Below are 23,867 nucleotides of genomic sequence, written 5' to 3'. Positions count from 1 at the left end.
CCCTTGCAGGGTGCCGGGCTTGTGTGGGAGCCGGGCTTGCCCGCGATGCAGGCACCTCGGTAGGTCAGTTGCACCGAGGTGATGCTATCGCAGGCAAGCCAGCTCCCACATAAAGCCTGTCCCCTCAGGGGCAACGGGTGTTTTCGCTTTCTCTACAAATCCAACAACAGAGAGGCACTACCATGGGTATCTTTGACTATAAAAACCTCGGCACCGAGGGTTCCAAAGCGCTGTTCGCCGACGCCATGGCGATCACGTTGTATTCCTACCACAACCTGGATAACGGCTTTGCCGTGGGTTACCAGCACAATGGCCTCGGGCTTGGTTTGCCGGCCACGCTGGTCGGTGCGCTGCTCGGGAGCACGGATTCACAGGGCGTGATCCCAGGCATTCCCTGGAACCCCGATTCGGAAAAAGCCGCGCTGGAGGCGGTGCAAAAAGCCGGTTGGACACCGATCAGCGCAAGTACCCTCGGCTACGGCGGCAAAGTCGATGCGCGCGGCACGTTCTTTGGCGAAAAAGCCGGCTACACCACGGCGCAGGTCGAGGTGCTGGGCAAGTACGATGACGCCGGCAAACTGCTGGAAATCGGCATCGGCTTTCGTGGCACATCGGGGCCACGGGAAACCTTGATCAGCGACTCGATCGGCGACCTGATCAGCGATCTGCTCGCTGCCCTGGGCCCCAAGGATTACGCAAAAAACTACGCCGGCGAAGCCTTCGGCGGTTTGCTCAAAAACGTCGCCGATTACGCCGGTGCCCATGGCCTGACGGGCAAGGACGTGGTGGTCAGCGGCCACAGCCTGGGCGGCCTGGCGGTCAACAGCATGGCGGATTTGAGCACCAACAAATGGTCGGGCTTCTACAAGGACGCCAACTACGTGGCCTATGCATCACCGACCCAAAGCGCCGGCGACAAGGTGCTCAACATCGGCTATGAAAACGACCCGGTGTTTCGCGCGCTGGACGGCTCCTCCTTCAATCTGTCGTCCCTGGGCGTGCACGACAAGCCCCACGAGTCGACCACCGACAATATCGTCAGCTTCAACGACCACTACGCCTCGACGCTGTGGAATGTGCTGCCGTTCTCCATCGTCAACCTGCCGACCTGGGTCTCGCACCTGCCGACCGCGTATGGCGACGGCATGACGCGCATCCTCGACTCCGGGTTCTATGACCAGATGACCCGTGATTCCACGGTAATCGTTGCCAACTTGTCCGACCCGGCGCGAGCCACTACCTGGGTGCAGGACCTCAACCGCAATGCCGAGCCGCACAAGGGCAATACCTTCATTATCGGCAGCGACGGCAACGACCTGATCCAGGGTGGCAAGGGCGCGGACTTTATCGAAGGCGGCAAAGGCAATGACACGATTCGCGACAACAGTGGGCATAACACCTTTCTGTTCAGCGGCCAGTTCGGCAACGATCGCGTGATTGGCTACCAGGCCACCGACAAGCTGGTGTTCCAGGACGTGCAGGGGAGCACCGACCTGCGTGACCATGCCAAAGTGGTCGGCGCGGACACGGTGCTCACGTTTGGCGCCGACTCGGTGACCCTGGTCGGTGTCGGGCATGGTGGCCTGTGGGCGGACGGCGTCAGCATCGGCTGATCAACGCCAATTATGCCCCCGCCAGCCGCCACCCCAATACGGCCGGTGGGGGTTGCCATAGCCGTAACCGTAGACATGGTGCGGATAGTAATAGGGCCGTGGGCCGTAACCCCAGTGGCCGTAATAGACCGGTGGAGGCGGGGCTTGCACCACGATCACCCTTGGCGGCTGACGAATGATGATGGTGTCGGCAAACGCCGGCGCACTGGCCAGGGCCGCCAGCGTCAGCGGAATCAGTAAAAGAGCGCGTACCGTCCGGGACATGAGTGCCATGGCCGTCTTTCTCCGTTCTACCACCCTCGAAAATGAAGGCGGCTTACCGGTTAAACGCCGGCAGGGCGAAAATCCTTCGGTAAATAAATCTTCACGGATCAACGGCGCAGCGCAGCGACGGATTGGGCCGGTCTCAGGCGTTTAATCACTGCCTGCGAGATGTTTCGCGCGTTATGTGAGGAGCTGAGCATGTCCCGATTTCGACTGATGCTGTGCGCTCTGGTACTGCTGGGGCTGGGCGGGTGCGCGGTGTACCCGGCCTATCCGGGCCCATGCTGCTACCGGCCGTACTACCACTCGTACTATTACCATCCCTATTACCACCCGTATTACTACCACCCGTACTACCGGTATTGATCGGTTGGCAGCCCAAACAAAAAGCCCCGCATTGGCGGGGCTTTTTGGTTTTCAGGTGCTTACTTTTCGTTACGCACCGTCGCTACATCATCCGCCTTGACGCGTATGTGCTTGCCGGCGATATCGGTGAATTCATAGAAGCCGTCGGCTGTCTTGGTCTTGGGGGTGTCCTTGGTCAAATACTGCGTGCCGTTTTGCAATGTCACGACGGTTTGCGTGGAGCAACCAGTCAATAGCAGAAAAGTGAGTGCAACCAGTGGAAGACCCAAATTCTTCATGTTCATAACCCTTACCTTTAACCCTGAAAAGTCCCGCGCCATGGGCTGCGGGCCGCAAATGTTACGCCATCAACTGTCCTATCTGATCACTTTTATACAAAAAGTTGCGTGCGCCATTTATCTATTACCGATTGCAACAGCGCGCCACTGGCGGCACTCTGTATGCATAACCAGTATTTGATCAGCGCGCGACATGGCCAATCCCCTCGACGACCCCTTGTATTACCTGCATAACTTCCGCCAAGTGCTGCATTGGTTGGGGCAACGCTATGCCGATTTACTCGACCCGGATGAACAGCATTTCATTCAGCAATTTGACAGGTTGCCGCAAGCGTCCCAAGCCTTGTTGGTGCGCATGGTGATGCGCAAGGGCGTGCACTTTCGGGCGAGCAAACTCAATTATCTGGAGATTGGTTGCACCCGCACGGCCGCGCTGGCACTGGTGGAGCAGGGTTGGGTTGAGGATCAGGGGCAGCTGTGCGTCGAAGAGCTGTTTGCGTTGCTGCAAAAAGGCGAAATCCTCGAGGCCTTCAAGCCGTGGATTGATCAGCCCAAGGGCAGGAAGGCCGATTGGCTGGCGTTGCTGGCGGAGCAGTTCACCGAACAGCGCCGGTTTGCCCAGTGGTGCCCGACGGTCAGCGATGCGCTCTACAGCCTGACCATCATGGATTTGTGCGACCGCCTGCGCCTGATGTTCTTCGGCAATCTGTATCAGGACTGGTCGGAGTTCGTGCTGGCTGACCTGGGCATCTACACCTACGAAAAAGTCGAGTTCTGCGCCGAGTCCCGTGGCCTGCGCAACCGTGACGATGTCGTCGGTTTTCTGTTCCTGCACCAATGCCAGCAGGCCTTTGAAGCGGGGGAGACGCTGGACGAGGTGCTGCTACGGATCGCTTCGCTTGTCACCGACAACCCCTGGCTGGAAAAACGTCGGGCCAAGCTGTTGTTCCAGGTCGGCCAGTATTGCGAGCGCAGCGCCGAATTGGCGCTGGCGGCGCAGATCTACCGTGATTGCGCCTACCCAGGCGCGCGCTCACGGCTGATTCGCGTGCTGGAGCGTCAGGCGCACTACGCGCAAGCCATGGCCCTGGCGTGCGCCGCGCAACAGGCCCCGGAAAGTGCCGCCGAACAACAACACCTGCTGCGAGTGCTGCCACGCCTGCGCCGCAAACTCGGCGAACCGGCGTTGCCCAAGACCAGGCCACGCGAGGTCACACGCCTGGACCTGGCACTGGTCCAGCAGCCGCTGATGTCAGTGGAGTATTGTGTCCAGGCCCATCTCAGCGAGCCCGATGGGCCGGTGCATTATGTCGAAAATGGCCTGATCAATTCCTTGTTCGGGCTGTTGTGCTGGGAGGCGATTTTTGCGCCGTTGCCAGGTTCGTTCTTCCACCCGTTCCAGCGTGGGCCGGTGGACCTGCACAGTGAAGACTTTCACCAGCGCCGCAGCGTGGTGTTCGCCGCCTGTTTCGACCAACTGGAGGACGGGCGTTATAAGACCACCATCCGCCAGCGCTACGCGGACAAGTGGGGTATCCAGTCACCGTTCGTGTTCTGGAACCTGCTCAGCGAAGAACTGCTCGAGCAAGCACTCGCGTGTTTGCCGGCCGAACACCTGCGTTACTGGTTTGAACGTCTGCTGCTGGACATCCGCGCCAACCGCACGGGCATGCCGGATCTGATCCAGTTCTGGCCCGCGCAAAAGACCTACCGCATGATCGAGGTCAAAGGCCCGGGCGATCGCCTGCAGGACAACCAACTGCGATGGCTGGAATTCTGTGGTGAGTACCAGATGCCGGTTACCGTCTGCTATGTCCGCTGGGCTGAACCGGCTTGAGCTACAGCGTTGCGGTGCGGGCGCTGTGTGAGTTCACGGCCAAGGTCGGCGACCTCGACCTGCGCTTCACGCCGTCGCCCAGCGCCCAGGAAGGTATCGTCGGCCATCGCACGGTCGCCTCGCGACGCAGCGCGCACTATCAAAATGAAGTGGCCCTGGAAGGCGACTACCAGCAGCTCAAGGTGCGGGGCAGGGCGGACGGTTACGACCCGGACAGCAACCGCCTCGAAGAGGTGAAAACCTATCGCGGCGACCTCGACGCCCAGCCCGCCAACCATCGGCAACTGCATTGGGCCCAGGTCAAAGTGTACGGCTGGTTGATGTGCCAGAAGCTCGGCCTGCATGAAATCGACCTGGCGCTGGTGTACTTCGACATCGTCGGTGAGGGTGAAACCCTGCTCAACCAGCGTTTTCAGGCGGCCGAGCTTGAGCGGTTCTTCAACCAGCAATGTGCGCTGTTCCTGGGCTGGGCGCGCGAGGAAATGCAGCACCGCGACGCGCGCAACAGCGCTGCACAACGCCTGGCCTTCCCCCATGCCGAGTTTCGTCCCGGCCAGCGCTCGCTGGCCGAGTCCGTCTACAAGGCGGTCAGCACCGGCCGTTGCCTGATGGCCCAGGCGCCCACCGGCATCGGCAAGACCGTCGGCACGCTCTTCCCGATGCTCAAGGCCCTGGCGCCGCAGCAATTGGACAAGGTGTTCTTCCTCACCGCCAAGACCCCGGGCCGCAAGCTGGCACTGGATGCCGCCCAAGTGCTGTTCGACAGTCACCCCGATCTGCCGCTGCGCGTACTTGAACTGGTGGCGCGGGACAAGGCGTGCGAACACCTGGACAAAGCCTGTCACGGTGATTCCTGCCCCTTGGCCAAGGGCTTTTACGATCGCCTGCCGGCCGCGCGCACGGCAGCCTCGAAGGTGCGTCTGTTGGACCAGCGCAACCTGCGCGACGTCGCCCTGGCCCATGATGTGTGCCCGTATTACCTCAGCCAGGAAATGGCGCGCTGGACTGACCTGGTGGTCGCCGACTACAACTACTATTTCGACTTTGGCGCCATGCTGTTCGGCCTGGCCCAGTTGAACCAATGGCGCGCCGCTGTGCTGGTGGACGAAGCCCACAACCTGGTGGAGCGCGCTCGCTCGATGTACAGCGCGAGCCTCGACCAGTACAGCCTCAAAACCTTGCGCGACGCTGCGCCCGAGCCGCTGAAGAAACCCTTGCAGCGCCTGAACCGCGAATGGAACGCCTTGCACAAGGACCAACTTGCGCCGTACCAGGCCTATGCCACCAAGCCGGACAAACTGCTGCAGGCCCTGAGCCTGTGCACCAGCGCCATGGGCGACCACTTCAACGACCACCCCGAAACCCTCAGCGGCGACCTGCAAGCGTTCTATTTCGAGGCGCTGCAATTTGCCAAAGTGGCCGAGCTGTTCAACGAGCAGTTCATTTTCGATATCAGCAAGCGTCAGTTCGGCGGCAAGCGCAGTGTTTCAACGTTGTGCCTGCGTAACGTGGTGCCCGCCGAATTCATCCGTCCCAGGCTGACGGCGGCCCGCAGCAGCGTGCTGTTTTCCGCGACGCTGAGCCCGCGTCACTATTACGCCGACTTGCTTGGCCTGCCGGCGGATACCGCCTGGATTGATGTGGAGTCGCCGTTCAAGGCCGAGCAATTGCAGGTGCGCATCGTCGATGAGATCTCTACGCGTTTTGTGCATCGCCAAGCGTCACTGGAGCCCATCGTCGCGTTGATTGCACGGCAGTTTGCGACGCAACCGGGCAACTACCTGGCGTTTTTCAGCAGCTTCGATTACTTGCAACAAGTGGCGCAGCTGATGGCCGAACGGCACCCGCAGGTCGCGCTGTGGTTGCAATCACGCGGTATGGCCGAGGCCGAGCGGCAAGCATTTCTTGAGCAGTTCACCCATCACAGCCAGGGCATCGGCTTTGCCGTGCTGGGCGGCGCGTTTGGCGAGGGTATTGATTTGCCTGGGGCGCGCTTGATCGGGGCGTTTGTTGCCACCCTGGGCTTGCCGCAACTGAACCCGATCAACGAGCAAATGAAAGCACGCATGGGCGCGATCTTCGGGGCCGGCTACGACTACACCTATCTGTACCCCGGCATCCAGAAAGTGGTGCAGGCCGCGGGCCGAGTGATCCGCAGTCAACAAGACCGGGGGGTGGTGATGTTGATTGATGACCGCTTTGGCGAGGCGCGGGTGCGGCAGTTGTTGCCGCGCTGGTGGACAGTCGATTAAGTGCGTTTGGCTTATTCCCGCCATCAATGATACTGGCATGCACGGCGCCGATTCTGCACCCTGATCAAAACACGCAGAAAGGTCACGCCCATGCGCCTGCAAACACTGCCCGTCAACGGTATTCACCTGTGCGTGCACATCGATGGCCCCGAAAATGGCCGGCCAATTTGGCTGCTGCACGGGTTTCCTGAATGTTGGCACTCCTGGCGCGAACAGATTCCTGCGTTGACCGCCGCCGGGTACCGGGTGTTTGCCCCTGAACTGCGTGGCTACGGCGAATCGAGTTCGCCCGCAGACATTGCCGACTACCAATTGCTGACCCTGTGCGCCGACATCCAGCAGGCCATGGATCATTTCGGTCACCGTGAGGTGGCGATGGCAGGGCACGATTGGGGCGCGGTGGTCGCCTGGCACCTGGCGCTGCTGGAGCCTGAGCGCATCACTCGGCTGATCACAATGTCCGTGCCTTTTGCCGGGCGTGCCCGCCGCCCGGTGATTGAAATCATGCGCGAGCTGTACGCCGACCGTTTCAACTACATCCTGTATTTCCAGGAGCCTGGCGTAGCCGAACAGGAACTGAACGCCGACATCGAACGCACGCTGCGGCTGTTCATGCAGGATGAGGACGTGTTCCTGCAGCAGAAATCGGCGAATGCCAGCCTGTTCGCAGGTGTCTCAACCCCCAGCACATTGCCGCACTGGTGTTCCCGGGAGGATTTGGATATCTACCTGCAGGCGTTCACCGAACACGGCTTTCGCGGCCCGCTGAACTGGTACCGCAACTTCGAACGCAACTGGCAGCGCACCGAGTTCCTGGCGGGCCGGCAGGTGCTGCAACCGACCTTGTTCCTGATTGGCGACCGTGACCCGGTCGGGGTGTTCGAAGCCCACACCCTCAAGCGCATGCCCGACTCAGTGCCCGACCTTGAGCAGCATGTGTTGGCCAACTGCGGTCACTGGATCCAGAACGAGCAGGGGCAGCGGGTCAACGCGCTGATGCTCGCGTTTCTAGGCAGAACGTAAAGGTCGCGCCATGCCCGGGGCGGTCCACCAAGCGGATGCTGCGCCCGTGCAGTTGCAGGATGCGGTGCACGATGCGCAGGCCCAGGCCGCCATCGCGGCGCGCGCCGCCGATGGTGAAGGCCCGCAGGAACAAGCCTTCACGCAACTCAGGGTCGATTCCCGGTCCGCTGTCGCTGACGGTGACGCCCATGCCATCCGCTTCGGGTGACAAGATCACCTCGACCTCACCATTCACCGGCGTGTGCCGCAGGGCGTTGTCGAGCAGATTGGTCAGCACCCGTTCGATCAAGCCCAGGTCGGCCAACACCGTCGGCACCTGTGGCGGCAAGGTGGCGGTGAGCGTGATGGACCGGGCCTCGGCGGTCAGTTCGAATTTCTGGAAGATGTCTTGCACCAGATCCGGCAAGGAAAAGCCTTCGATCACCGGCTGCACGAAACCATGTTCCAGGCGCACCAGTTCCAGCAGCGACTGGGCCAGGCCGCCGACCTTGCGGCTTTGGTCCAGGGCGATGCCGAGGTAGCGGCGGCGCTCTTCGGGGCTGAGGCTGGCGTCCTTGAGGGACAGGGTTTCGAGGTAGCCATGCAGCGAGGCCAAGGGCGTGCGCAGGTCGTGGGAAATATTCGCGACCATTTCCCGACGTTCCTGGTCTTGATGGGTGATGGCACGCCATTGCTCGCCCAGGCGGTTTTCCATTTGCACGAAGGCGTGGTCGAGCACCGCGATTTCATCGCCGCTATTGAGCTCGCGAGGAGGCGCTTGCGCAGGTTTCGGTGCGCCGTTGATATCGAATTGGCCAACCTTGTCGGTCAGTTGGCGCAAGGGCCGGGTGATCCAGGCAAATGCGATCAGGCCGGCCATCAAGCACAGCAGCGCCACCAGGCCGATGGACCAGAGGGCGATCTTCAGCGCCATGCCGGTTGCGTCCTTGGCGTCATACACGTCGTGGGCTTCGCCCAGCAGCACCACGTACAGGAAACCGGTTTGTTGGCCGTTGGCCTTGAGCGGTGCGGCGCTGAACACCTTGCGCCCGTCAACGCTGCGCGGGTCGCCGCCGAGGATCGGCAGCATGGCGCCGCTGAGAAAGCGTCGAACCGGCGCGAGGTCTACATGGTCACGCAGCAAATGCCCGCTGGGTGCAGCATTGCCCACGACGCGGCCGTCGATATCGAGCAAGTACACCTCGACACTCGGGTTGACCAGCATCAATTGGCTGAACAGCATGCGCACGGCATCGGGCTTGAGGCCGTCGGCGTCCATCAGCTGTGTATCACGCGCGATGTGCGCCGCGAGGTCGCGGGACAAGCCTTGCACCACTTCCAGTTCGTGCATGCGGTTGGAACGTACCTGCAACCAGGCCGAGGTACCGCTGCAAATCACCAGCAGCACCGCGAACACGACTGACAGGCGTTGAGTCAGGGTCAGCTTCATGGGTTGCTCTCGGCAAATTTGTAGCCCCGGCCCCAAACCGTAAGGATGAGTGACGGGTTGGCCGGGTCGGTCTCGACTTTGGCGCGCAGGCGGTTGATATGCGTGTTCACCGTGTGTTCGTAGCCTTCGTGGCTGTAGCCCCAGACGGCGTTGAGCAGGTCCATGCGGGAGAAGACCTTGCCTGGCTGGCGGGCGAAGAAATACAGCAGGTCGAATTCGCGCGGCGTGAGGTCCAGGCGTTGGCCCTGCAAGGTGGCATCGCGGGTCAGCGGGTTGATGAAAAGCGGGCCGAGCTCAAGGCTGCCGGCGTCCATCTTCAAGTTACGCGCCATGGCGTCGACCCGGCGCAACAGCGCCTTGACCCGCGCTACCAGCTCCGGCATGGAAAACGGCTTTGCCAGATAGTCGTCCGCGCCCAGCTCCAGGCCAAGGATGCGGTGCAACTCGCTGGAGCGCGCGCTGGTGATGATGATCGGTGTGTAGCGCGTCATGGCGCGGGCACGGCGGCAGATTTCCAGGCCGTCCACGCCGGGCAGCATCAGGTCGAGGATCAGCGCATCCCAGCCGCCTTGTTCCAGCAGGCGCAGGCCTTCGTTACCGTCGGCGCTGTGCACCACCTCAAATTGCTCATCGCGCAGGTGCAGGCAGATCAAGTCGGCAATATGGGCATCGTCCTCGACGACGAGGACTCGTTTGGGCTGATCCATGTAAAGAAACCTTCGCTTGTAGTTCGCGCATTGTGCGGGTTTTGCAACAGTGTAGTTATCACGAATTGTTTAACTCTGCGTGAGGATTTCGCGACCGGCCAGGGTTCAAGATGGCCTCATTGCTTAACGAGGAGAACGCCATGTACTCACGTCGACAAATACTGCTGGCCGGTGGTGGCCTGGGTGTCGCCGTCCTGGCCGGCGGCTTGCTGAAACAGCTGAATATGGTCGCTGAGGTGGAGGCCGCCGAGACGTTCGAAGTCAACCATACCGAGGCCGAATGGCGCAGCCTGCTGAGTGCCGAGCAATTCGCCGTGCTGCGCGAGGAGGGCACCGAGCGCCCCTACACCAGCCCCCTTAATGATGAACACCGCACTGGCACCTTTGCCTGCGCCGGTTGTGCGTTGCCGTTGTTCGCCTCGAGCACCAAGTTCGACAGCCACACCGGCTGGCCAAGCTTCTGGCAGCCACTGGACAACGCTGTCGCCAGCCACACCGATACGTCCTACGGCGTGGTGCGCAAGGAAATTCACTGCCGCCGGTGTGGCGGTCACCAAGGGCATGTGTTCGATGACGGCCCGGCACCTACTGGTCTGCGCTATTGCATGAATGGCGTGGCCATGACGTTCACGGCGGCTTAAGCCGATGTCTCTGCATATTTATAAGGGAAGATCCCATGTGGCTTCTGGTTCTCGCGTACCTGGGCGGCGTGCTGACAATTGTCAGCCCGTGCATCCTGCCTGTTCTGCCTTTTGTCTTCGCTCGCACCGGGCAGCCGTTTATGCGCAGTGGCTTGCCGCTGTTGGCGGGGATGGCGGTGACGTTCGCCCTGGTGGCCTCACTGGCGGCAGTGGGCGGCGGTTGGGTGGTGCAAGTCAATCAGTACGGGCGCTGGCTCGCGTTGCTGTGCGTTGCCCTGTTCGGACTCACGCTGCTGCTGCCGCAACTGTCGGAACGCTTGACGCGTCCTTTAGTGGCCGCCGGCAGTCGCCTGTCGCAAGCCGCTGGAACGGACGCAAAGCCGCGTGCGGGCGCTTCGTTCCTGATCGGCGTGGCCACCGGTTTGCTGTGGGCACCGTGCGCGGGGCCAATCCTGGGGCTGGTGCTCACCGGCGCGGCGCTGCAGGGCGCCAGCATCGGCACGACCTTGCTGTTGCTGGCCTACGCCGCCGGTGCCGCTACGTCCCTGGCGTTGGCGTTGCTGGTCGGCGGTAAAGTCTTTGGCGTTATGAAGCGCTCGCTCGGTGCCGGTGAATGGCTGCGCCGTGGCCTCGGCGCACTGATGCTGGTCGGTGTGGCCGCCATCGCCCTGGGCCTGGACACCGGTGTGCTGTCGCGCTTGTCGACTGCATCCACGGGCGGCCTGGAACAAAGCCTGGTGGACAAATTGAGTGCCAAACCCGAACAGAAGGGCGGCGCGATGATGGCCGGTGGCGCGATGATGATGGCGGCCAATCACAGCGACGCGCTGCCGATCGAAGGCACGCTGCCGCCGCTGGATGGTGCGGTGCAATGGTTGAACAGCCCGCCGCTCAGCGCCGAAGCGCTCAAGGGCAAAGTCGTGCTGGTGGATTTCTGGACTTACTCCTGCATCAATTGCCTGCGCACCTTGCCGTATGTGAAAGCCTGGGCCGAGAAGTACCACGACCAGGGCCTGGTGGTGATTGGCGTACACGCCCCGGAATTTGCCTTTGAACGCGACGTGAACAACGTCACCAAGGCCATGAAGGACTTGGGCATCACGTACCCGGTCGCGATCGACAATAACTACAAGATCTGGCGCGCGTTCAATAACCAGTACTGGCCGGCGCATTACTTTGCTGATGCCAAGGGCCAGATTCGCTATCACCATTTTGGCGAGGGTGATTACGCCGAGTCGGAGCGGGTGATCCAGCAATTGCTGCGTGAAGCCGGGGCGAAAGATGTCGCAGGTGGTTTGATCGAGGCGGATGCCAAGGGCGTTGAGCAAGCGCCGGACATGAATGAAGTGCAGTCGCCGGAAACCTACCTGGGCTTCCAGCGTGCCGAAAACTTCGTGACCACTGGCACCCAGGCCACCGACAAAGTGGTGAATTACCCGGCCGCCGGCACGCTGGCCCTGAACAACTGGACCCTGGAAGGCCACTGGAACGTTGGCGGCCAGCAAGCCACCCTCGACCAGGCTGGCGGGCGCATCGTCTATCGCTTCCATGCCCGCGACCTGCACCTGGTGCTGGGCCCGGCGGCTGACGGCAAACCGGTGCGATTCAAGGTGACGATTGATGGCCAGGCCCCGGGCGATGCCCACGGCACGGATGTGGCGCCCGATGGCAGCGGCACGGTGACCGAGCAACGCCTGTACCAACTGGTTCGTCAGCGCGGCGCCGTGCAGGACCGTACCTTCACCATCGATTTTCTCGACCCGCATGTGGCCGCCTATGCCTTCACTTTCGGCTAACCCGTTCATTAACTGTTAACCCGGTCAATGTGGGCGCTGGCAAGCCAGCGCCCACATTCAACCGAGTACTGGAGTACGTTGTATGAAACTGCTCAAATTTTTACCCGCACTCGCTTTCGCTGCTTTCGTCGGCCAAAGCTCGGCATTCTCTTTTGGCGCCTCCGAAGACGCCGTAATAATCGCACCACCTGCCCTCGACCTTCCCGCCGAGCCCGGCAACCTGCAAACGGCCGTGTTCGCCGGGGGCTGCTTCTGGGGCGTGCAAGGTGTGTTCCAGCACGTGCAGGGTGTGAAAAACGCCGTGTCCGGCTACGACGGCGGCGCGGCTAACACCGCCCAGTACGAGTCGGTCAGCGGAGGCGATACCGGCCACGCCGAGTCGGTGTCGGTGACCTACGACCCAAGCAAGGTCAGCTACGGCAAGCTGCTGCAAATCTACTTTTCAGTGGCCCACAACCCCACAGAACTGAACCGCCAAGGCCCCGACAGCGGCACTCAATACCGCTCGGAAATCTTTGCGCAGAATGCCGAGCAGCAAAAAGTCGCCCAGGCCTATATCGCCCAGCTGGACGCGGCCAAAGCCTTCAACAAGCCGATCGTGACCAAGGTAGAGATGGGCAAGGCGTTTTACCCGGCGGAGTCCTATCACCAGGACTTCCTCACCGAGAACCCGTCTTACCCGTACATCGTGATCAATGATTTGCCGAAAGTGGCGCAGCTGAAAAAGCTGTTCCCGGACCAATACAGAGCAGAACCGGTGCTGGTCAAAAACCAGTAGTCACCGCAAACCAAAATGTGTGGGCTTGCTCGCGAAAGCGGTGGGTCAGTTACTAATACTGTGCCTGACACGCCGCCTTCGCGAGCAAGTCCGCTCCCACACTAGCCTCCACTACGGCTCAGGATTTGGCTTTTGCCAGGTATGGCGCCAACCGCCGCCCCATCTCTTCACCCAGCGCCTGCAAGCCACTCAATGGCCGCACCATCACTTCAAACTCAACAATCTGCCCTTGCTCGTTAAAGCGGATCAAATCAATGCCCTTGAGCTGCTTGTCACCCACCCGCGCACTGAACTCCAGCACCACACTCAGGCCGTCACCGGTGGCCAGTTCGCGATGATAGGCAAAGTCTTCAAACACCTTGAACACGGTGTTGAGGATCATCGACACCACGGGCGCGCCAGGGTAGGGCGTGTGGGCCATGGGCGAGCGAAAGACGGCGTCGGGCGCCAGCAATTCGGGAAGGGGCTTGAGGTCGTGAGCAGCCAGCATGGCATGCCAGCGTTGCAGGCTGTGGGCGGCGGCGGGGTGCAGTTTCAGTTCGGACATGCTGTGTACCTGTTCTTATGGTGGAAAGGCATTTCACCTCGCCAACATAAGAGCGGTAACAAAGCAGGGTCAATCACCCGAATTGACAGTTAAGTGACTGCAATGAACTCACACCACTTCCAGGTAGGAGCTATGAATCGCCCGGGCCAGCTCGCGTACGGTGTCGATGAAGTCGGTGAGCCGACTGTGCAGGCCGTCCTCCAGAATCTCATCGATCCCCGTGTACCGCAGGCGCGCTTCAAACTCGGCCGCCAGGCGCTGCGCCGTACGCCCATAACTGCCGGGCAAGTCCGCCAGGATGTGGCTCAACTCCTCGATGCAGGCGTGCAACGAACGCGGCACATCGCTGCGCAACAGCAATAACTCGGACACCGAGCGCGCGTTCAACGCGTTCGGGTACAGTTCGGTATACGCCTCGAATGACGACAAGGCCCGCAGCAGGGCGCTCCATTGGTAATACCCGCGTGCCGACAGGTCGCTGACTTCTTCCGACTCCTCACCAAACATCTCGTAGCGCGCATCGAGCAGGCGCAGGGTGTTATCCGCACGCTCGACAAACGTGCCCAGGCGAATAAATCGGTAAGCGTCGTTGCGCATGATGGTGCCCGAGGTCGCCCCCCGGAACAGGTGCGAACGCTGCTTGACCCAGTCACAGAAGTGGCTGATGCCATGCCGGGCCAGGCCACCGGCGGCGATGCTGCGCATTTCCAGCCAGGTGGCGTTGAGGTTTTCCCACATGTCGGCGGTGATCCGCCCGCGCACTGCGTGGGCATTGCCCCGCGCGGCGCGCAGGCAGTTATAGATGCTGGCGGGGTTTTCTTCGTCGAGGGCGAAGAAGTGCAGCATGCGCATCGCATCCAGTTGTTTGTGACGCTCAAGGTAGCTGTCCAGCGTGCCGCTGCTGAGCAACGACATGGCCAGCTCATCCAGCCCATCGCTACGCCCGGCCTGGGGCATCAATGACAGCGAATAACTGACTTCGAGCATGCGCGCCAGGTTTTCTGCGCGCTCCAGGTAACGGGACATCCAGTACAGATCTGCGGCGGTTCTACTCAACATACTCAGCCCTCCACCACCCAGGTGTCCTTGGTTCCGCCGCCTTGCGACGAGTTGACGATCAACGAACCTTCCTTCAACGCCACGCGCGTGAGGCCGCCGGGCACCAGGCGGGTCTCCTTGCCCGAGAGCACAAATGGGCGCAGGTCGATATGCCGTGGCGCGATGCCGTTTTCGACAAAGGTGGGGCAGGTGGACAGGCTCAGGGTCGGTTGGGCGATGTACGCGTGGGGGCGAGCCTTGATGCGCTGGCGGAAGTCCTCGATCTCGGCCGCAGTGGACGCCGGGCCGACCAGCATGCCGTAGCCGCCGGAGCCCTGGGTTTCCTTCACCACCAGTTCGGGCAAATGGGCCAGCACATGGGACAGCTCATCGGGTTTGCGGCACTGGAAGGTCGGCACGTTTTGCAGGATGGGTTCTTCATCCAGATAGAAACGGATCATTTCCGGCACATAGGGGTAGATGGACTTGTCATCGGCCACGCCGGTGCCAATTGCATTGGCCAGCACCACATTGCCCGCGCAGTACGCCGCCACCAGGCCAGGCACGCCAAGCATGGAGTCGGGGTTGAATGCCTGCGGATCAAGGAACGCGTCATCGATGCGGCGGTAGATCACGTCCACCGCCTTGGGGCCGTCGGTGGTGCGCATGAACACCTTGAGGTCGTGCACGAACAGGTCGGCGCCTTCCACCAGTTCCACCCCCATTTCCCGGGCGAGGAACGCGTGTTCGAAGAACGCGCTGTTGAAGCGCCCGGGGGTCAGGACCACCACGTTGGGGTTGTCCAGGCGGCTGGCGCTTTTCAGGGTTTTGAGCAGCAGGTTGGGGTAGTGGTCCACCGGCGCGATGCGTTGTTTGGCGAACACTTCGGGGAACAGGCGCATCATCATCTTGCGGTCTTCGAGCATGTAGCTCACGCCGCTGGGGGTGCGCAGGTTGTCTTCGAGCACGTAATAGGTGCCGTCGCCATCGCGTACCAGGTCCACACCGGAGATATGCGAGTAGATGTCGCGGTGCAGGTCCAGGCCAACCATTGCCTTCTGATAACCCTCGTTGCCCAGCACCTGATCCGCCGGAATGATCCCGGCCTTGATGATGCGCTGGTCGTGGTAGATGTCGGCAAGGAACATGTTCAGCGCATTGACCCGCTGGATACAGCCGCGCTCGATCACGCTCCATTCGCTGGCAGGAATGCTGCGGGGGATGATGTCGAAGGGGATCAGGCGCTCGGTGTCTTGCTCGTCGCCGTAAAGGGTGAAGGTGATACCGGCCCGGTGGAACAGCAAATCCGCTTCGCGGCGCCTTTGGGCCAGCAGTTCCGGCGGCGTGTTGGCCAGCCAGCGGGAGAATTCCTGATAGTGCGCACGGCAAGCGCCTTGTGCGTCATTCATTTCATCAAAGAAAGATCGAGCCATTCCAGTACCTTGTCAGTGCCGAGGATTGCGCGGGTGGCACTGCCGCTTTGAAAAACGCATAGTTTTATGAGCCTGTGGCTGAGGGTGCCAACAAGCCTGGTCCTTACTTTCTTATGTGGTCGGCTCTGGGTCGGGGGGTAACGAATGCTCCTGTATCCGGGCAGATGAATGGATTAAGCAATGCCTGTGCCGAAACCCATTTTTGGCAGAGTAATTACCCGTTGGCGAGCGAGCCAGCGGGCGCCGGGCTGAGCAATGGGCCGAAAAATGCCCGAGGCCTGCGCACTCCAGCAGCCGCCAGCCCAGCGCGATCGCCACAACAGTGCGGCACGTGTTCCACAATGGTGCATGAACAAACTTGAACTTCACTCAGCCCCGATTCTTCTAACAAGACTTGTCACCTTGTGGAGCATCGTCGTGCCCAGAATCATCTCTCCAAACACTCCAGAAGCGTCGCTGGACGAACACAGTGAACACAACGCCAAGATTTTCGGTTCACCCAAGGACCGTCTTGACTTTTATCGCCGCGAAATTCAGTACGAAACCACCATCCTGGCCAACCGCACCGACGCCTACCTCACCGCGCAGTCGTTCCTGGTCATCGCCTTTGTCTCCGGCATGGGCAACCTCAACCCGGAATGGGGTAAGTTTTTTACGCTGATCGTGCCGGTGTTCCTGGCGTCCCTTGGCGTTCTCAGCTCCCTGAATGCCTGGCCGGGTATCCGTGCCGCGTACGAAATCATCGACCACTGGCACTACAAGCAAAGTGAACTGCTGCGCAGCGAGCCGGTAATGGGCATGGCTTATGACGATTCGCCGTTGTTTTGTGAAACCGAGTCGTCCCACAAGGGCTATCGCAAGTCGCTGCTGTTCTCCATGCGCGCGCCGTGGTTGTTTATGGTGTTCTGGGTATTACTCGGTGCCTATGCGTTTTACATCCAGATTGATAACCCGGTCTCTTGAGCGTTGCCTGTTAAATCGTCGGAACTTCACCGTCCTGCGCAGGACCTTACCTTTATGCAGGATGTGTTTTCTGAAACTGCGAAGAGGTGACTCATGAACACAAGCAACGATCCGCAAGTCAGCAACCGTAACGATCCGGCGATCGACGGTGGTGAACCCGCACCCGGTACGGCGGCTGACGCGCCGAAAGATCCGAAGCCTGCCGTCGACCCCAAGGCCAAGGAAAACGACTACAGTCCAGACTTCAAGCCCGAGCGCGAGCCCAAGCCTGAAACGGATGCTGATATCGACACTCAAGGCGGTTAAAGGAGACAGTCATGTCACAAGAACTCGACGACGACGAAGAACTCAATGACCCGGGAAACGAAGACCCGGGCTCATTGATGGATGATGCAGAAGTGCCGCTCAATGACCTGGACGATGCGGCTGATGTGGGCAATACCGAAAATCAGGACTGAGCGGTTACCTGTTGAGTCTTAGCCTTGGCTCGTCGTTCGTACCACAACAGCATCGGTTGGGTGCTGAGGCCATAACGACGATGCTCAAGGCAATGACCGACACCGTAAGGTTCACCGCTACCGCGCTGCTGGTGCCGACCAGCCCATGATTGAGCGCGTAGAACAGGTAGTAAATGCTGCCGATCCCGCGAATTCCGAACCAGCCCATCAAACCGCGTTGTCGGTAATCGATCAAACGGCCCCATGGCATTGCCAGCACGCTCACGGGGCGAATCACGCAGAACAATACTGCCGCCACCGGCAGTGCTCGCCAGTCCCAGTGGCTGATCAGCACGATGCCCAACACCGTCACCAGAAACACCTCCATCGAACGCTCCACCAGGCTGCCAAACGAGAGCATGTCGCCCATCATCACGCCGGCGGCGATCTGCGTATCCGCCAGTTCGCTGACATCCCCTTGCAGGGCGCGCTCAGGAGCCACCTCCAGGTGGCCCACCACCGGCAGAGCCAGATGCTCCGAGGGCGTTACCGAGTTGCCCGTGGACCTGAACTCCGCCTGGCGCAAGCCCAGCCCGGCGGCGAAGACCGACAAAAAGCCATAGCCACCCACCGCCTCGGCGACCACGTAGGCCAGGGCAATCAACGCCAGGGTCAGGTAGTCGTTGGGGGACAGCGTGCTGTCCTCATTGGTGATGCGCATCCACAGCGTCACGCGGCCGATGCCACGGCCCATCCAGTAGCCGATCAACAGCCCGGCCGGCACCGCCCACAGCAGGTTTTTCAGCACCCAGCCACCGAACCAGTCACCCTCAAAACCGCCGTGCTGCATGAACAGCAGCGCAAAGATCACGAAGGGAAAGGCAGTGCCATCGTTCAAGCCTGCTTCGCCGGACAGGCCAAAACGCAGCGCGTCATAGTCCTGCGCATTGTTGACCTGGACCAACCCCGCCAGTACCGGGTCGGTCGGCGCAAGTATCGCACCCACCAGCAACGAGACGCCCCAGGACAACGCGAACACGTAATGCAGGGCCAGGCACACTCCGAGGATGGTCAGCAGCATCACCGGCCCCGCCATGCCAAACGCGATACGCCAGGTGCGATGCCGGAGCGGCAGGCGCAGTTTCAAACCGCTGACGAACAGGGAAAACAACACCGCTACTTCGGTCAGGTGCTCCATCCAGCGGGCTGAGTTTTTGATATCCAGGTGCAACAGGTCCACACCCAGCGGCCCGATGGCCACGCCGAGCAACAGGCACACGGCTGAGGTGGTCACCGGCATCCAGCGCAAATAGGAAGAAGTGAGGGCGAGCGTGAGCAGCACAGTGCCCAATACGGCCAACCATAGGATAAAAGTCATGAAGCGTGCACCGCGGCCGTGGTCTATGCAGGTTGGAGGATGGCTGCCGGGCTCAGGTTCAATGTGATGCCATCAACTGCGAGCCGATGGTTTTCAGGCGGATCATGTCCATCAACTGGCGCAGCCCCGGCTGCGACTGGCGGCGGCTCGGGTAGTACATGCACAGCGGTTCACCCAGGCAGGCCCAGTCCGGCATGACCTCTACCAAACGGCCGTCCGCCAGTTCCTGTTGCACGCGGTTGGACAGGCAGTAAGCAATCCCGACGCCTTGCAGCGCGGCGTTGACGATGGTCTCGGTGTCGGCCGCGCTGAAATGCCCGGGCACGTCGATACGTTGCTGCCTCGGGCCGTTGCCCAGTTCCCATTTGTAGGTGGTCTTGTCGCCCAGGTACATGCGGATGCAGGAATGCTGCAGCAGGTCTTGGGGGGCTTGCGGTATGCCCCGGCGTGCGAGGTAAGCGGGGGAGGCGACCATGATCCAGCGCAACGCCGCGGTCAGCGGTACCGCCACCATGTCCTGGGGCACGGTGGCGCCGTAGCGGATACCCGCGTCGTAGCCTTCGGCAATGATATCGATCATTGCGTCCTCGACGATCAAGTCCAGGCGCAGTTGCGGGTAGGCGTTGGCGAATTCGCCCAGGATCGGCGCCAGCAGCAGCGCCGCCGCATCGCGTGGCACGTTGAGGCGCAGGCGGCCAATGGGCGACTCGCGGTGCAACTCCAGCGTGTCGAGGCCGTCCTGGATCATGGCAAAACCCAGGCCGAGTTTTTCGGCGAGCAGGGTGCCGGCGTCGGTGGGTTCCACGGCGCGGCTGGTGCGGTACAGCAGCTTTACCCCGAGGCGCGTTTCCAGGTTGCGCATGGTGTGGCTCAACGCCGACGTGGTAACCCCCAGCTCGTGGGCAGCATGGCGAAAACTGCGGCGCCGGATGATCGCCATGAACACATTGAGATCGGCCAATTCGGAACGATTGAAAGCCGCCATTACAAGCCTCTTTTATAGGAGTTCGGTTGCATGCGGCGTTGAGCCCTATTCAACCTTGGATGATCTAGAGTAATTGCTTTTATACGTCGTTTTACGGGCAGGGGTTATTTTTTATGCGCATCGAGACCCTCCGGATTGCCGGCATCGACAAAGCCGTCTCGCGGATCGCCCTCGGCACCTGGTCCATGGGCGGGCACCTGTGGGGCGGCGGGGATAACGAGCAGTCGATCAGAACGATTCGCCACGCGTTGAACTGCGGCATCAACCTGATCGACAGCGCGCCGGTGCACGGCCTGGGCCTTTGCGAAACGCTGATCGGCAAGGCGCTGCGCGGCCAGCGCCACAGTGCCGTGATCGCCACCAAAGCCGGCTTGCAATGGGACGACGGCTCCCCCCGACGCCATGCAACGGCCCAGCGTATTCGCAAAGAGGTTGAAGACTCGTTGGTGCGCCTGGAAACGGACTACATCGACTTGTACCAGGTGCATTGGCCCGACCCGTTGGTGGCTCAGCAGGAAACTGCCGATACGCTCGAGTGCCTGCGCCGCGAGGGCAAGATCCTTGCGGTAGGCGTCAGCAACTATTCCTGCGCGCAAATCAACGATTTCAGCCGGCACACAACCTTGGCCACGGTACAGCCGCCATACAACCTGTTCGAGCGCGCTATCGACAGCGACATTCTGCCGTATGCCAAGCAACATTCCCTGGTGGTGTTGGCCTATGGCCCGTTGTGCCGTGGGTTGCTGACCGGCAGCCTGCATTCAGCCGCCCGCTTTGCCGACGATGACGGACGCAAGCTCGACCCGAAATTCACGGCGCCGCGTTTTGAGCACTACCTGGCGGCCGTGGCGGCGCTGGATATTTATGCCCGTGAATGTCATGGCAAGTCGGTGCTCGCACTGGCCTTGCGCTGGGTACTGGACCAAGGCCCGACCATCGCACTGTGGGGCGCCCGTAGTCCCGAGCAATTGAACGGTTTTGAAGAGGCGTTTGGCTGGCACCTGAGCGCCGATGACCTGACACATATCGACCGTATCCTCGCCAACACGCTAAAAAATCCGATCGAACCGGACTGTATGACGCCCGTAAAACGTTAGCTCTACGACAGGGATGTCGGCAAAAAAACAATTTCCCTGTGCGTAGAGGTTTTTGCATGAAGCGCGGTACCGTATTCAAGATCGTCGGTGGTGTGTTCTTAGGGTTGGTGTTGGTCGGCGCCTGGCAATGGCGGGGCAACCCCGATGCCTTGTGGCATATCGTCAGCCGGCAATGCGTGCCCAACCAGCAACAGCAGCACAACCCCAGCCCGTGCCTGGCGGTCGATCTGGACCGTGGCTACACCCTGTTAAAAGACCGCAACGGCCCGCTGCAGGATCTGCTGATTCCGGTGGATAAAATCACCGGCATCGAAGACGCGGCCCTGGGCCGTCAGTTGCTGCCGCATTACTTTACCCAAGCCTGGCGGCACCGCAGTGTGTTGTCCGATGGCCTGATAAAGCCGATTCCCGATGCTTTCGTTTCGGTGGCGATCAACTCCCGTTACGGCCGCACACAGAACCAGCTGCATCTGCATATCGCCTGCCTGCGCCCGGATATCTTTGCCGTGCTCAACCAGCAAGGCACTGCCCTCAACGAACAGTGGCGGGTACTGCCGGCCCGATTGATGGGGCACACCTACAGTGCCCGTACGCTGACGGCGGTGGACGCTGATGCGCTCGACCCCTTGGTCGTGTTGCGTGCATACGTCGATGCCCAAGGCGCGAGCATGAGCCAGTACAGCCTGCTGATGGCACCTCGTGCAGACGGCAGTTTTGTGTTGCTGAGCACACACGTGGCGCTGAGTGAACTGAACCTCGGTTCGGCCGAGGAATTGCAGGACCACCACTGTAACCTGATGACCGCGCGGTAAGCCCACTGTCGCGACGAGGTCGATAAAACACTGACTGCGACCTGTTCGCTCGATAAACGACACCCCGCAAGCGTATCCATTGAACGACTGTTCAGTTTGCACTATGTTGACCGCATCCACCCGTTTGTACGCAGACGGGTTCGCGCTTTTTCTTCTTGTACGAGAGGCTCTGGCATGCGGTTTTCCCCCTTTGTTGAGCGGATTGCAGGGCAGGGCGTAGCCGCCTGGGACATCCACCACGCCGCGTTCCACGCCGCCAGCCAGGGCGAGGACATCATCATCCTCAGCGTCGGCGATCCGGATTTTGCCACGCCTTCTTTTATTACCGACGCGGCCGTCAGCGCACTGCGCGACGGTGACACCCACTACACCGAAATCCCTGGCCGCCCGCCATTGCGCGACGCCGTTGCAGCCCGCTACAGCACGACTCTGTCGCGGCCGGTGACAGCCGAAAACGTCATCATCGTGCCGGGTGCGCAGAACGCGTTGTTCATCAGCTCGCTGTGCCTGCTGCAAGCCGGTGATGAAGTGCTGGTGCTCGACCCGATGTACGTCACCTACGAAGCCACGCTCAAGGCCAGCGGCGCAACGCTAACGCGCGTGCCGTGTTCGCCGGCGTCGGGCTTTCGCCTGGATGCGCAATTGCTCGGCGCGGCGATTACGCCGCGTACCCGGGCGATTTTCTTCTCCAACCCGAACAACCCCACCGGCGTGGTCCTCAACCCCCAAGAGCTGCAAGCCATCGCCGACCTGGCCATCGCCCATGATCTCTGGGTCGTCGTGGATGAGGTGTATGAAAGCCTGGTGTTCGACGGTGAATACCACAGCCTCGCCGCACTGCCGGGCATGGCCGAGCGCTGCATTGTGATTGGCAGCTTGTCCAAATCCCATGCCATGACCGGCTGGCGCATTGGCTGGATCATTGCTGCGCCGCAGATGATCGGTCACGCAGAAACCCTGGTATTGAGCATGCTCTATGGCTTGCCCGGGTTCGTGATGGAGGCCGCCACGGCGGCGGTGCTGGCCCATGATGATGTGACGCAGGGCATGCGCGAGATCTACCGGCGCCGCCGTGACCTGGTGGTGGCCGGCCTCGGCGCGTGCCCGGGGATCAAGGTGCAGGCGCCGCAAGCCGGCATGTTCGTGTTGATGGATGTGCGCGGCACCGGCCTGGGGTCGTTGGATTTTGCCTGGCGGTTATTCCGCGAGGCGGGCGTGTCGGTGCTCGATGCCGCCGCGTTTGGTGAGCCGGCGCAAGGCTTTGTACGGTTGTCGTTTACCTTGGGTGAGGCCCGCCTGGCCGAGGCTTGCCAGCGTATTGCCGGGTTTGTTGCCAGGCTCGCCGGTGAGCCGCGTGTCGCGGCTGCGCCAAAGATTGAAGTGCTGCAACCGGTCGAAGCCAGGAAGATGATTGAAGTCATCGACCTGCATAAGCGTTTCGGCAATATCGAAGTGCTCAAGGGCATCTCCCTCACGGCTCGCGAAGGTGAGGTGATCTCGCTGATCGGCGCCAGCGGTTCGGGCAAGAGCACCTTGTTGCGCTGCATCAACATGCTCGAAGTGCCGGATCAAGGCAGCATTCATGTCGACGGCGAAAGCATCAAGCTCAATTACGGCATTCCCGGCGCGCCGCTGGTGGCGGATGCGAAGCAACTGGTGCGCATCCGCTCGACCCTCGGCATGGTGTTCCAGAACTTCAACCTGTGGCCTCACCGCACGGTGCTCGAGAACCTCATCGAAGCCCCGACCCAGGTGCTGCGCGAAAGCCGCGCCGAGGCGATCGAGCGCGCAGAGGCCTTGCTCGATCGCGTCGGCCTCGCCGCCAAGCGCAATGAATACCCGGCGTTTCTCTCTGGCGGCCAGCAGCAACGGGTGGCGATTGCCCGCGCGTTGGCCATGCGTCCCAAAGTCATGCTGTTCGACGAACCCACTTCGGCCCTCGACCCGGAACTGGTGGGCGAAGTGCTGCGCGTTATCCGCTCCCTGGCCGAAGAAGGCCGCACCATGATCCTGGTCACCCATGAAATGGCCTTCGCCCGGGATGTGTCCTCCAAAGTCGCTTTTCTGCACCAAGGCATGATCGAGGAAACCGGCACGCCGGACTCGGTGTTTATCGACCCACGCAGTGAGCGTTGCCGGCAGTTCGTCAACGCGCATCAAACGCGCTAACTCCACAAAAAGACGGGGCAAATC

General features: G+C 61.2%; 22 protein-coding genes and 1 pseudogene. 14 read left to right on the top strand and 9 right to left on the bottom strand.

Features of this window, described 5'->3' with window-relative positions:
* Window positions 1–182: 182 nt before the first annotated feature.
* Entirely contained in the window at window positions 183–1,613 is a 1,431-nt protein-coding gene (locus tag ACI77D_RS15605) for a lipase (RefSeq protein WP_407016967.1), read from the top strand.
* On the opposite strand, the gene ACI77D_RS15600 is transcribed toward ACI77D_RS15605, so the two are convergent.
* The gene (locus ACI77D_RS15600; protein WP_064452328.1) at window positions 1,614–1,886 is read right to left on the bottom strand and encodes a hypothetical protein; all 273 of its coding nucleotides are present in this window, start codon (window positions 1,884–1,886) and stop codon (window positions 1,614–1,616) included. It lies immediately after the preceding gene.
* A gap of 189 nt (window positions 1,887–2,075) precedes the next feature.
* Between ACI77D_RS15600 and ACI77D_RS15595 the strand changes: the two genes are divergently transcribed.
* Entirely contained in the window at window positions 2,076–2,243 is a 168-nt protein-coding gene (locus ACI77D_RS15595) for a hypothetical protein (protein WP_167353697.1), read from the top strand.
* A 59-nt stretch (window positions 2,244–2,302) separates the two neighbouring features.
* Here ACI77D_RS15595 and ACI77D_RS15590 read toward each other — a convergent pair whose 3' ends face one another.
* Complete coding sequence (locus ACI77D_RS15590) at window positions 2,303–2,527, bottom strand: YgdI/YgdR family lipoprotein (protein ID WP_064452329.1); 225 nt, start codon at window positions 2,525–2,527, stop codon at window positions 2,303–2,305.
* Window positions 2,528–2,714: 187 nt separating this feature from the next.
* Here ACI77D_RS15590 and ACI77D_RS15585 point away from each other — a divergent pair, with 187 nt between their 5' ends.
* From ACI77D_RS15585 to ACI77D_RS15575, 3 genes are all read left to right on the top strand, one after another.
* The gene (locus tag ACI77D_RS15585; RefSeq protein WP_407016966.1) at window positions 2,715–4,358 is read left to right on the top strand and encodes a VRR-NUC domain-containing protein; all 1,644 of its coding nucleotides are present in this window, start codon (window positions 2,715–2,717) and stop codon (window positions 4,356–4,358) included.
* A complete protein-coding gene (locus ACI77D_RS15580) occupies window positions 4,355–6,610 on the top strand; it encodes an ATP-dependent DNA helicase (protein WP_407016965.1) in 2,256 nt (751 codons plus the stop codon). The genes ACI77D_RS15585 and ACI77D_RS15580 overlap by 4 nt, the downstream gene beginning before the upstream one ends.
* A 90-nt stretch (window positions 6,611–6,700) precedes the next feature.
* Window positions 6,701–7,633 (top strand): alpha/beta fold hydrolase, encoded by a 933-nt coding sequence (locus tag ACI77D_RS15575; protein ID WP_407016964.1) that lies wholly within the window; start codon window positions 6,701–6,703, stop codon window positions 7,631–7,633.
* Here ACI77D_RS15575 and ACI77D_RS15570 read toward each other — a convergent pair.
* The gene (locus ACI77D_RS15570) at window positions 7,596–9,062 is read right to left on the bottom strand and encodes an ATP-binding protein (RefSeq protein ID WP_407016963.1); all 1,467 of its coding nucleotides are present in this window, start codon (window positions 9,060–9,062) and stop codon (window positions 7,596–7,598) included. The genes ACI77D_RS15575 and ACI77D_RS15570 overlap by 38 nt on opposite strands.
* Window positions 9,059–9,769, bottom strand: coding sequence for a response regulator transcription factor (locus ACI77D_RS15565; RefSeq protein ID WP_064452334.1), 711 nt, complete (start codon window positions 9,767–9,769; stop codon window positions 9,059–9,061). Before ACI77D_RS15565 ends, ACI77D_RS15570 begins: the two co-directional genes overlap by 4 nt.
* Before the next feature lie 140 nt (window positions 9,770–9,909).
* On the opposite strand from ACI77D_RS15565, the gene msrB reads away from it, so the two are divergent.
* The 3 genes from msrB to msrA all read left to right on the top strand — a co-directional run bounded on the left by msrB (window position 9,910) and on the right by msrA (window position 12,984).
* The gene (gene msrB, locus ACI77D_RS15560) at window positions 9,910–10,410 is read left to right on the top strand and encodes a peptide-methionine (R)-S-oxide reductase MsrB (RefSeq protein ID WP_064452335.1); all 501 of its coding nucleotides are present in this window, start codon (window positions 9,910–9,912) and stop codon (window positions 10,408–10,410) included.
* A 35-nt stretch (window positions 10,411–10,445) separates the two neighbouring features.
* Window positions 10,446–12,206, top strand: coding sequence for a cytochrome c biogenesis protein DipZ (locus ACI77D_RS15555; protein ID WP_221294680.1), 1,761 nt, complete (start codon window positions 10,446–10,448; stop codon window positions 12,204–12,206).
* Window positions 12,207–12,288: 82 nt separating this feature from the next.
* Window positions 12,289–12,984, top strand: a complete 696-nt coding sequence (msrA, locus tag ACI77D_RS15550; RefSeq protein WP_407016962.1) for a peptide-methionine (S)-S-oxide reductase MsrA — start codon at window positions 12,289–12,291, stop codon at window positions 12,982–12,984.
* 118 nt (window positions 12,985–13,102) lie between these two features.
* Here msrA and ACI77D_RS15545 read toward each other — a convergent pair whose 3' ends face one another.
* The 3 genes from ACI77D_RS15545 to ACI77D_RS15535 all read right to left on the bottom strand — a co-directional run bounded on the left by ACI77D_RS15545 (window position 13,103) and on the right by ACI77D_RS15535 (window position 16,002).
* Complete coding sequence (locus tag ACI77D_RS15545) at window positions 13,103–13,531, bottom strand: nuclear transport factor 2 family protein (protein WP_064452338.1); 429 nt, start codon at window positions 13,529–13,531, stop codon at window positions 13,103–13,105.
* A 108-nt stretch (window positions 13,532–13,639) separates the two neighbouring features.
* Window positions 13,640–14,590, bottom strand: a complete 951-nt coding sequence (locus ACI77D_RS15540; RefSeq protein ID WP_053256152.1) for an alpha-E domain-containing protein — start codon at window positions 14,588–14,590, stop codon at window positions 13,640–13,642.
* Between the two features lie 2 nt (window positions 14,591–14,592).
* Window positions 14,593–16,002: a circularly permuted type 2 ATP-grasp protein gene (locus ACI77D_RS15535; protein WP_259762558.1), complete on the bottom strand. Its 1,410-nt coding sequence runs from the start codon at window positions 16,000–16,002 to the stop codon at window positions 14,593–14,595.
* A 417-nt stretch (window positions 16,003–16,419) separates the two neighbouring features.
* Between ACI77D_RS15535 and ACI77D_RS15530 the strand changes: the two genes are divergently transcribed.
* The 3 genes from ACI77D_RS15530 to ACI77D_RS15520 all read left to right on the top strand — a co-directional run bounded on the left by ACI77D_RS15530 (window position 16,420) and on the right by ACI77D_RS15520 (window position 17,423).
* Complete coding sequence (locus ACI77D_RS15530; protein ID WP_064452340.1) at window positions 16,420–16,965, top strand: hypothetical protein; 546 nt, start codon at window positions 16,420–16,422, stop codon at window positions 16,963–16,965.
* 93 nt (window positions 16,966–17,058) lie between these two features.
* Window positions 17,059–17,271, top strand: coding sequence for a hypothetical protein (locus ACI77D_RS15525; protein WP_128590033.1), 213 nt, complete (start codon window positions 17,059–17,061; stop codon window positions 17,269–17,271).
* Window positions 17,272–17,282: 11 nt separating this feature from the next.
* Window positions 17,283–17,423: a hypothetical protein gene (locus tag ACI77D_RS15520; protein ID WP_167353698.1), complete on the top strand. Its 141-nt coding sequence runs from the start codon at window positions 17,283–17,285 to the stop codon at window positions 17,421–17,423.
* On the opposite strand, the pseudogene ACI77D_RS15515 reads toward ACI77D_RS15520, so the two are convergent.
* A pseudogene (locus ACI77D_RS15515) lies at window positions 17,414–18,780 on the bottom strand (cation:proton antiporter). The gene ACI77D_RS15520 and the pseudogene ACI77D_RS15515 sit on opposite strands and share 10 nt — an antisense overlap.
* A gap of 58 nt (window positions 18,781–18,838) precedes the next feature.
* On the bottom strand, window positions 18,839–19,765 hold the full coding sequence (locus tag ACI77D_RS15510) for a LysR family transcriptional regulator (protein ID WP_407016961.1): 927 nt from the start codon (window positions 19,763–19,765) through the stop codon (window positions 18,839–18,841).
* A gap of 113 nt (window positions 19,766–19,878) precedes the next feature.
* On the opposite strand from ACI77D_RS15510, the gene ACI77D_RS15505 reads away from it, so the two are divergent.
* From ACI77D_RS15505 to ACI77D_RS15495, 3 genes are all read left to right on the top strand, one after another.
* Window positions 19,879–20,862 carry an aldo/keto reductase gene (locus ACI77D_RS15505; RefSeq protein WP_407016960.1) on the top strand — a complete coding sequence of 328 codons (984 nt, stop codon included), beginning with the start codon at window positions 19,879–19,881 and terminating at the stop codon, window positions 20,860–20,862.
* Between the two features lie 56 nt (window positions 20,863–20,918).
* Window positions 20,919–21,674, top strand: a complete 756-nt coding sequence (locus ACI77D_RS15500; protein ID WP_407016959.1) for a CDP-diacylglycerol diphosphatase — start codon at window positions 20,919–20,921, stop codon at window positions 21,672–21,674.
* A 174-nt stretch (window positions 21,675–21,848) separates the two neighbouring features.
* On the top strand, window positions 21,849–23,843 hold the full coding sequence (locus tag ACI77D_RS15495) for an aminotransferase class I/II-fold pyridoxal phosphate-dependent enzyme (RefSeq protein ID WP_407016958.1): 1,995 nt from the start codon (window positions 21,849–21,851) through the stop codon (window positions 23,841–23,843).
* Window positions 23,844–23,867 lie beyond the last annotated feature (24 nt).

This window comes from Pseudomonas sp. O39 (assembly GCF_045447295.1).
Classification (GTDB): Bacteria; Pseudomonadota; Gammaproteobacteria; order Pseudomonadales; family Pseudomonadaceae; genus Aquipseudomonas; species Aquipseudomonas antarctica_A.
Note: the sequence above shows the minus strand (reverse complement) of the source record. Positions and strands in the feature narration are given on the sequence as shown.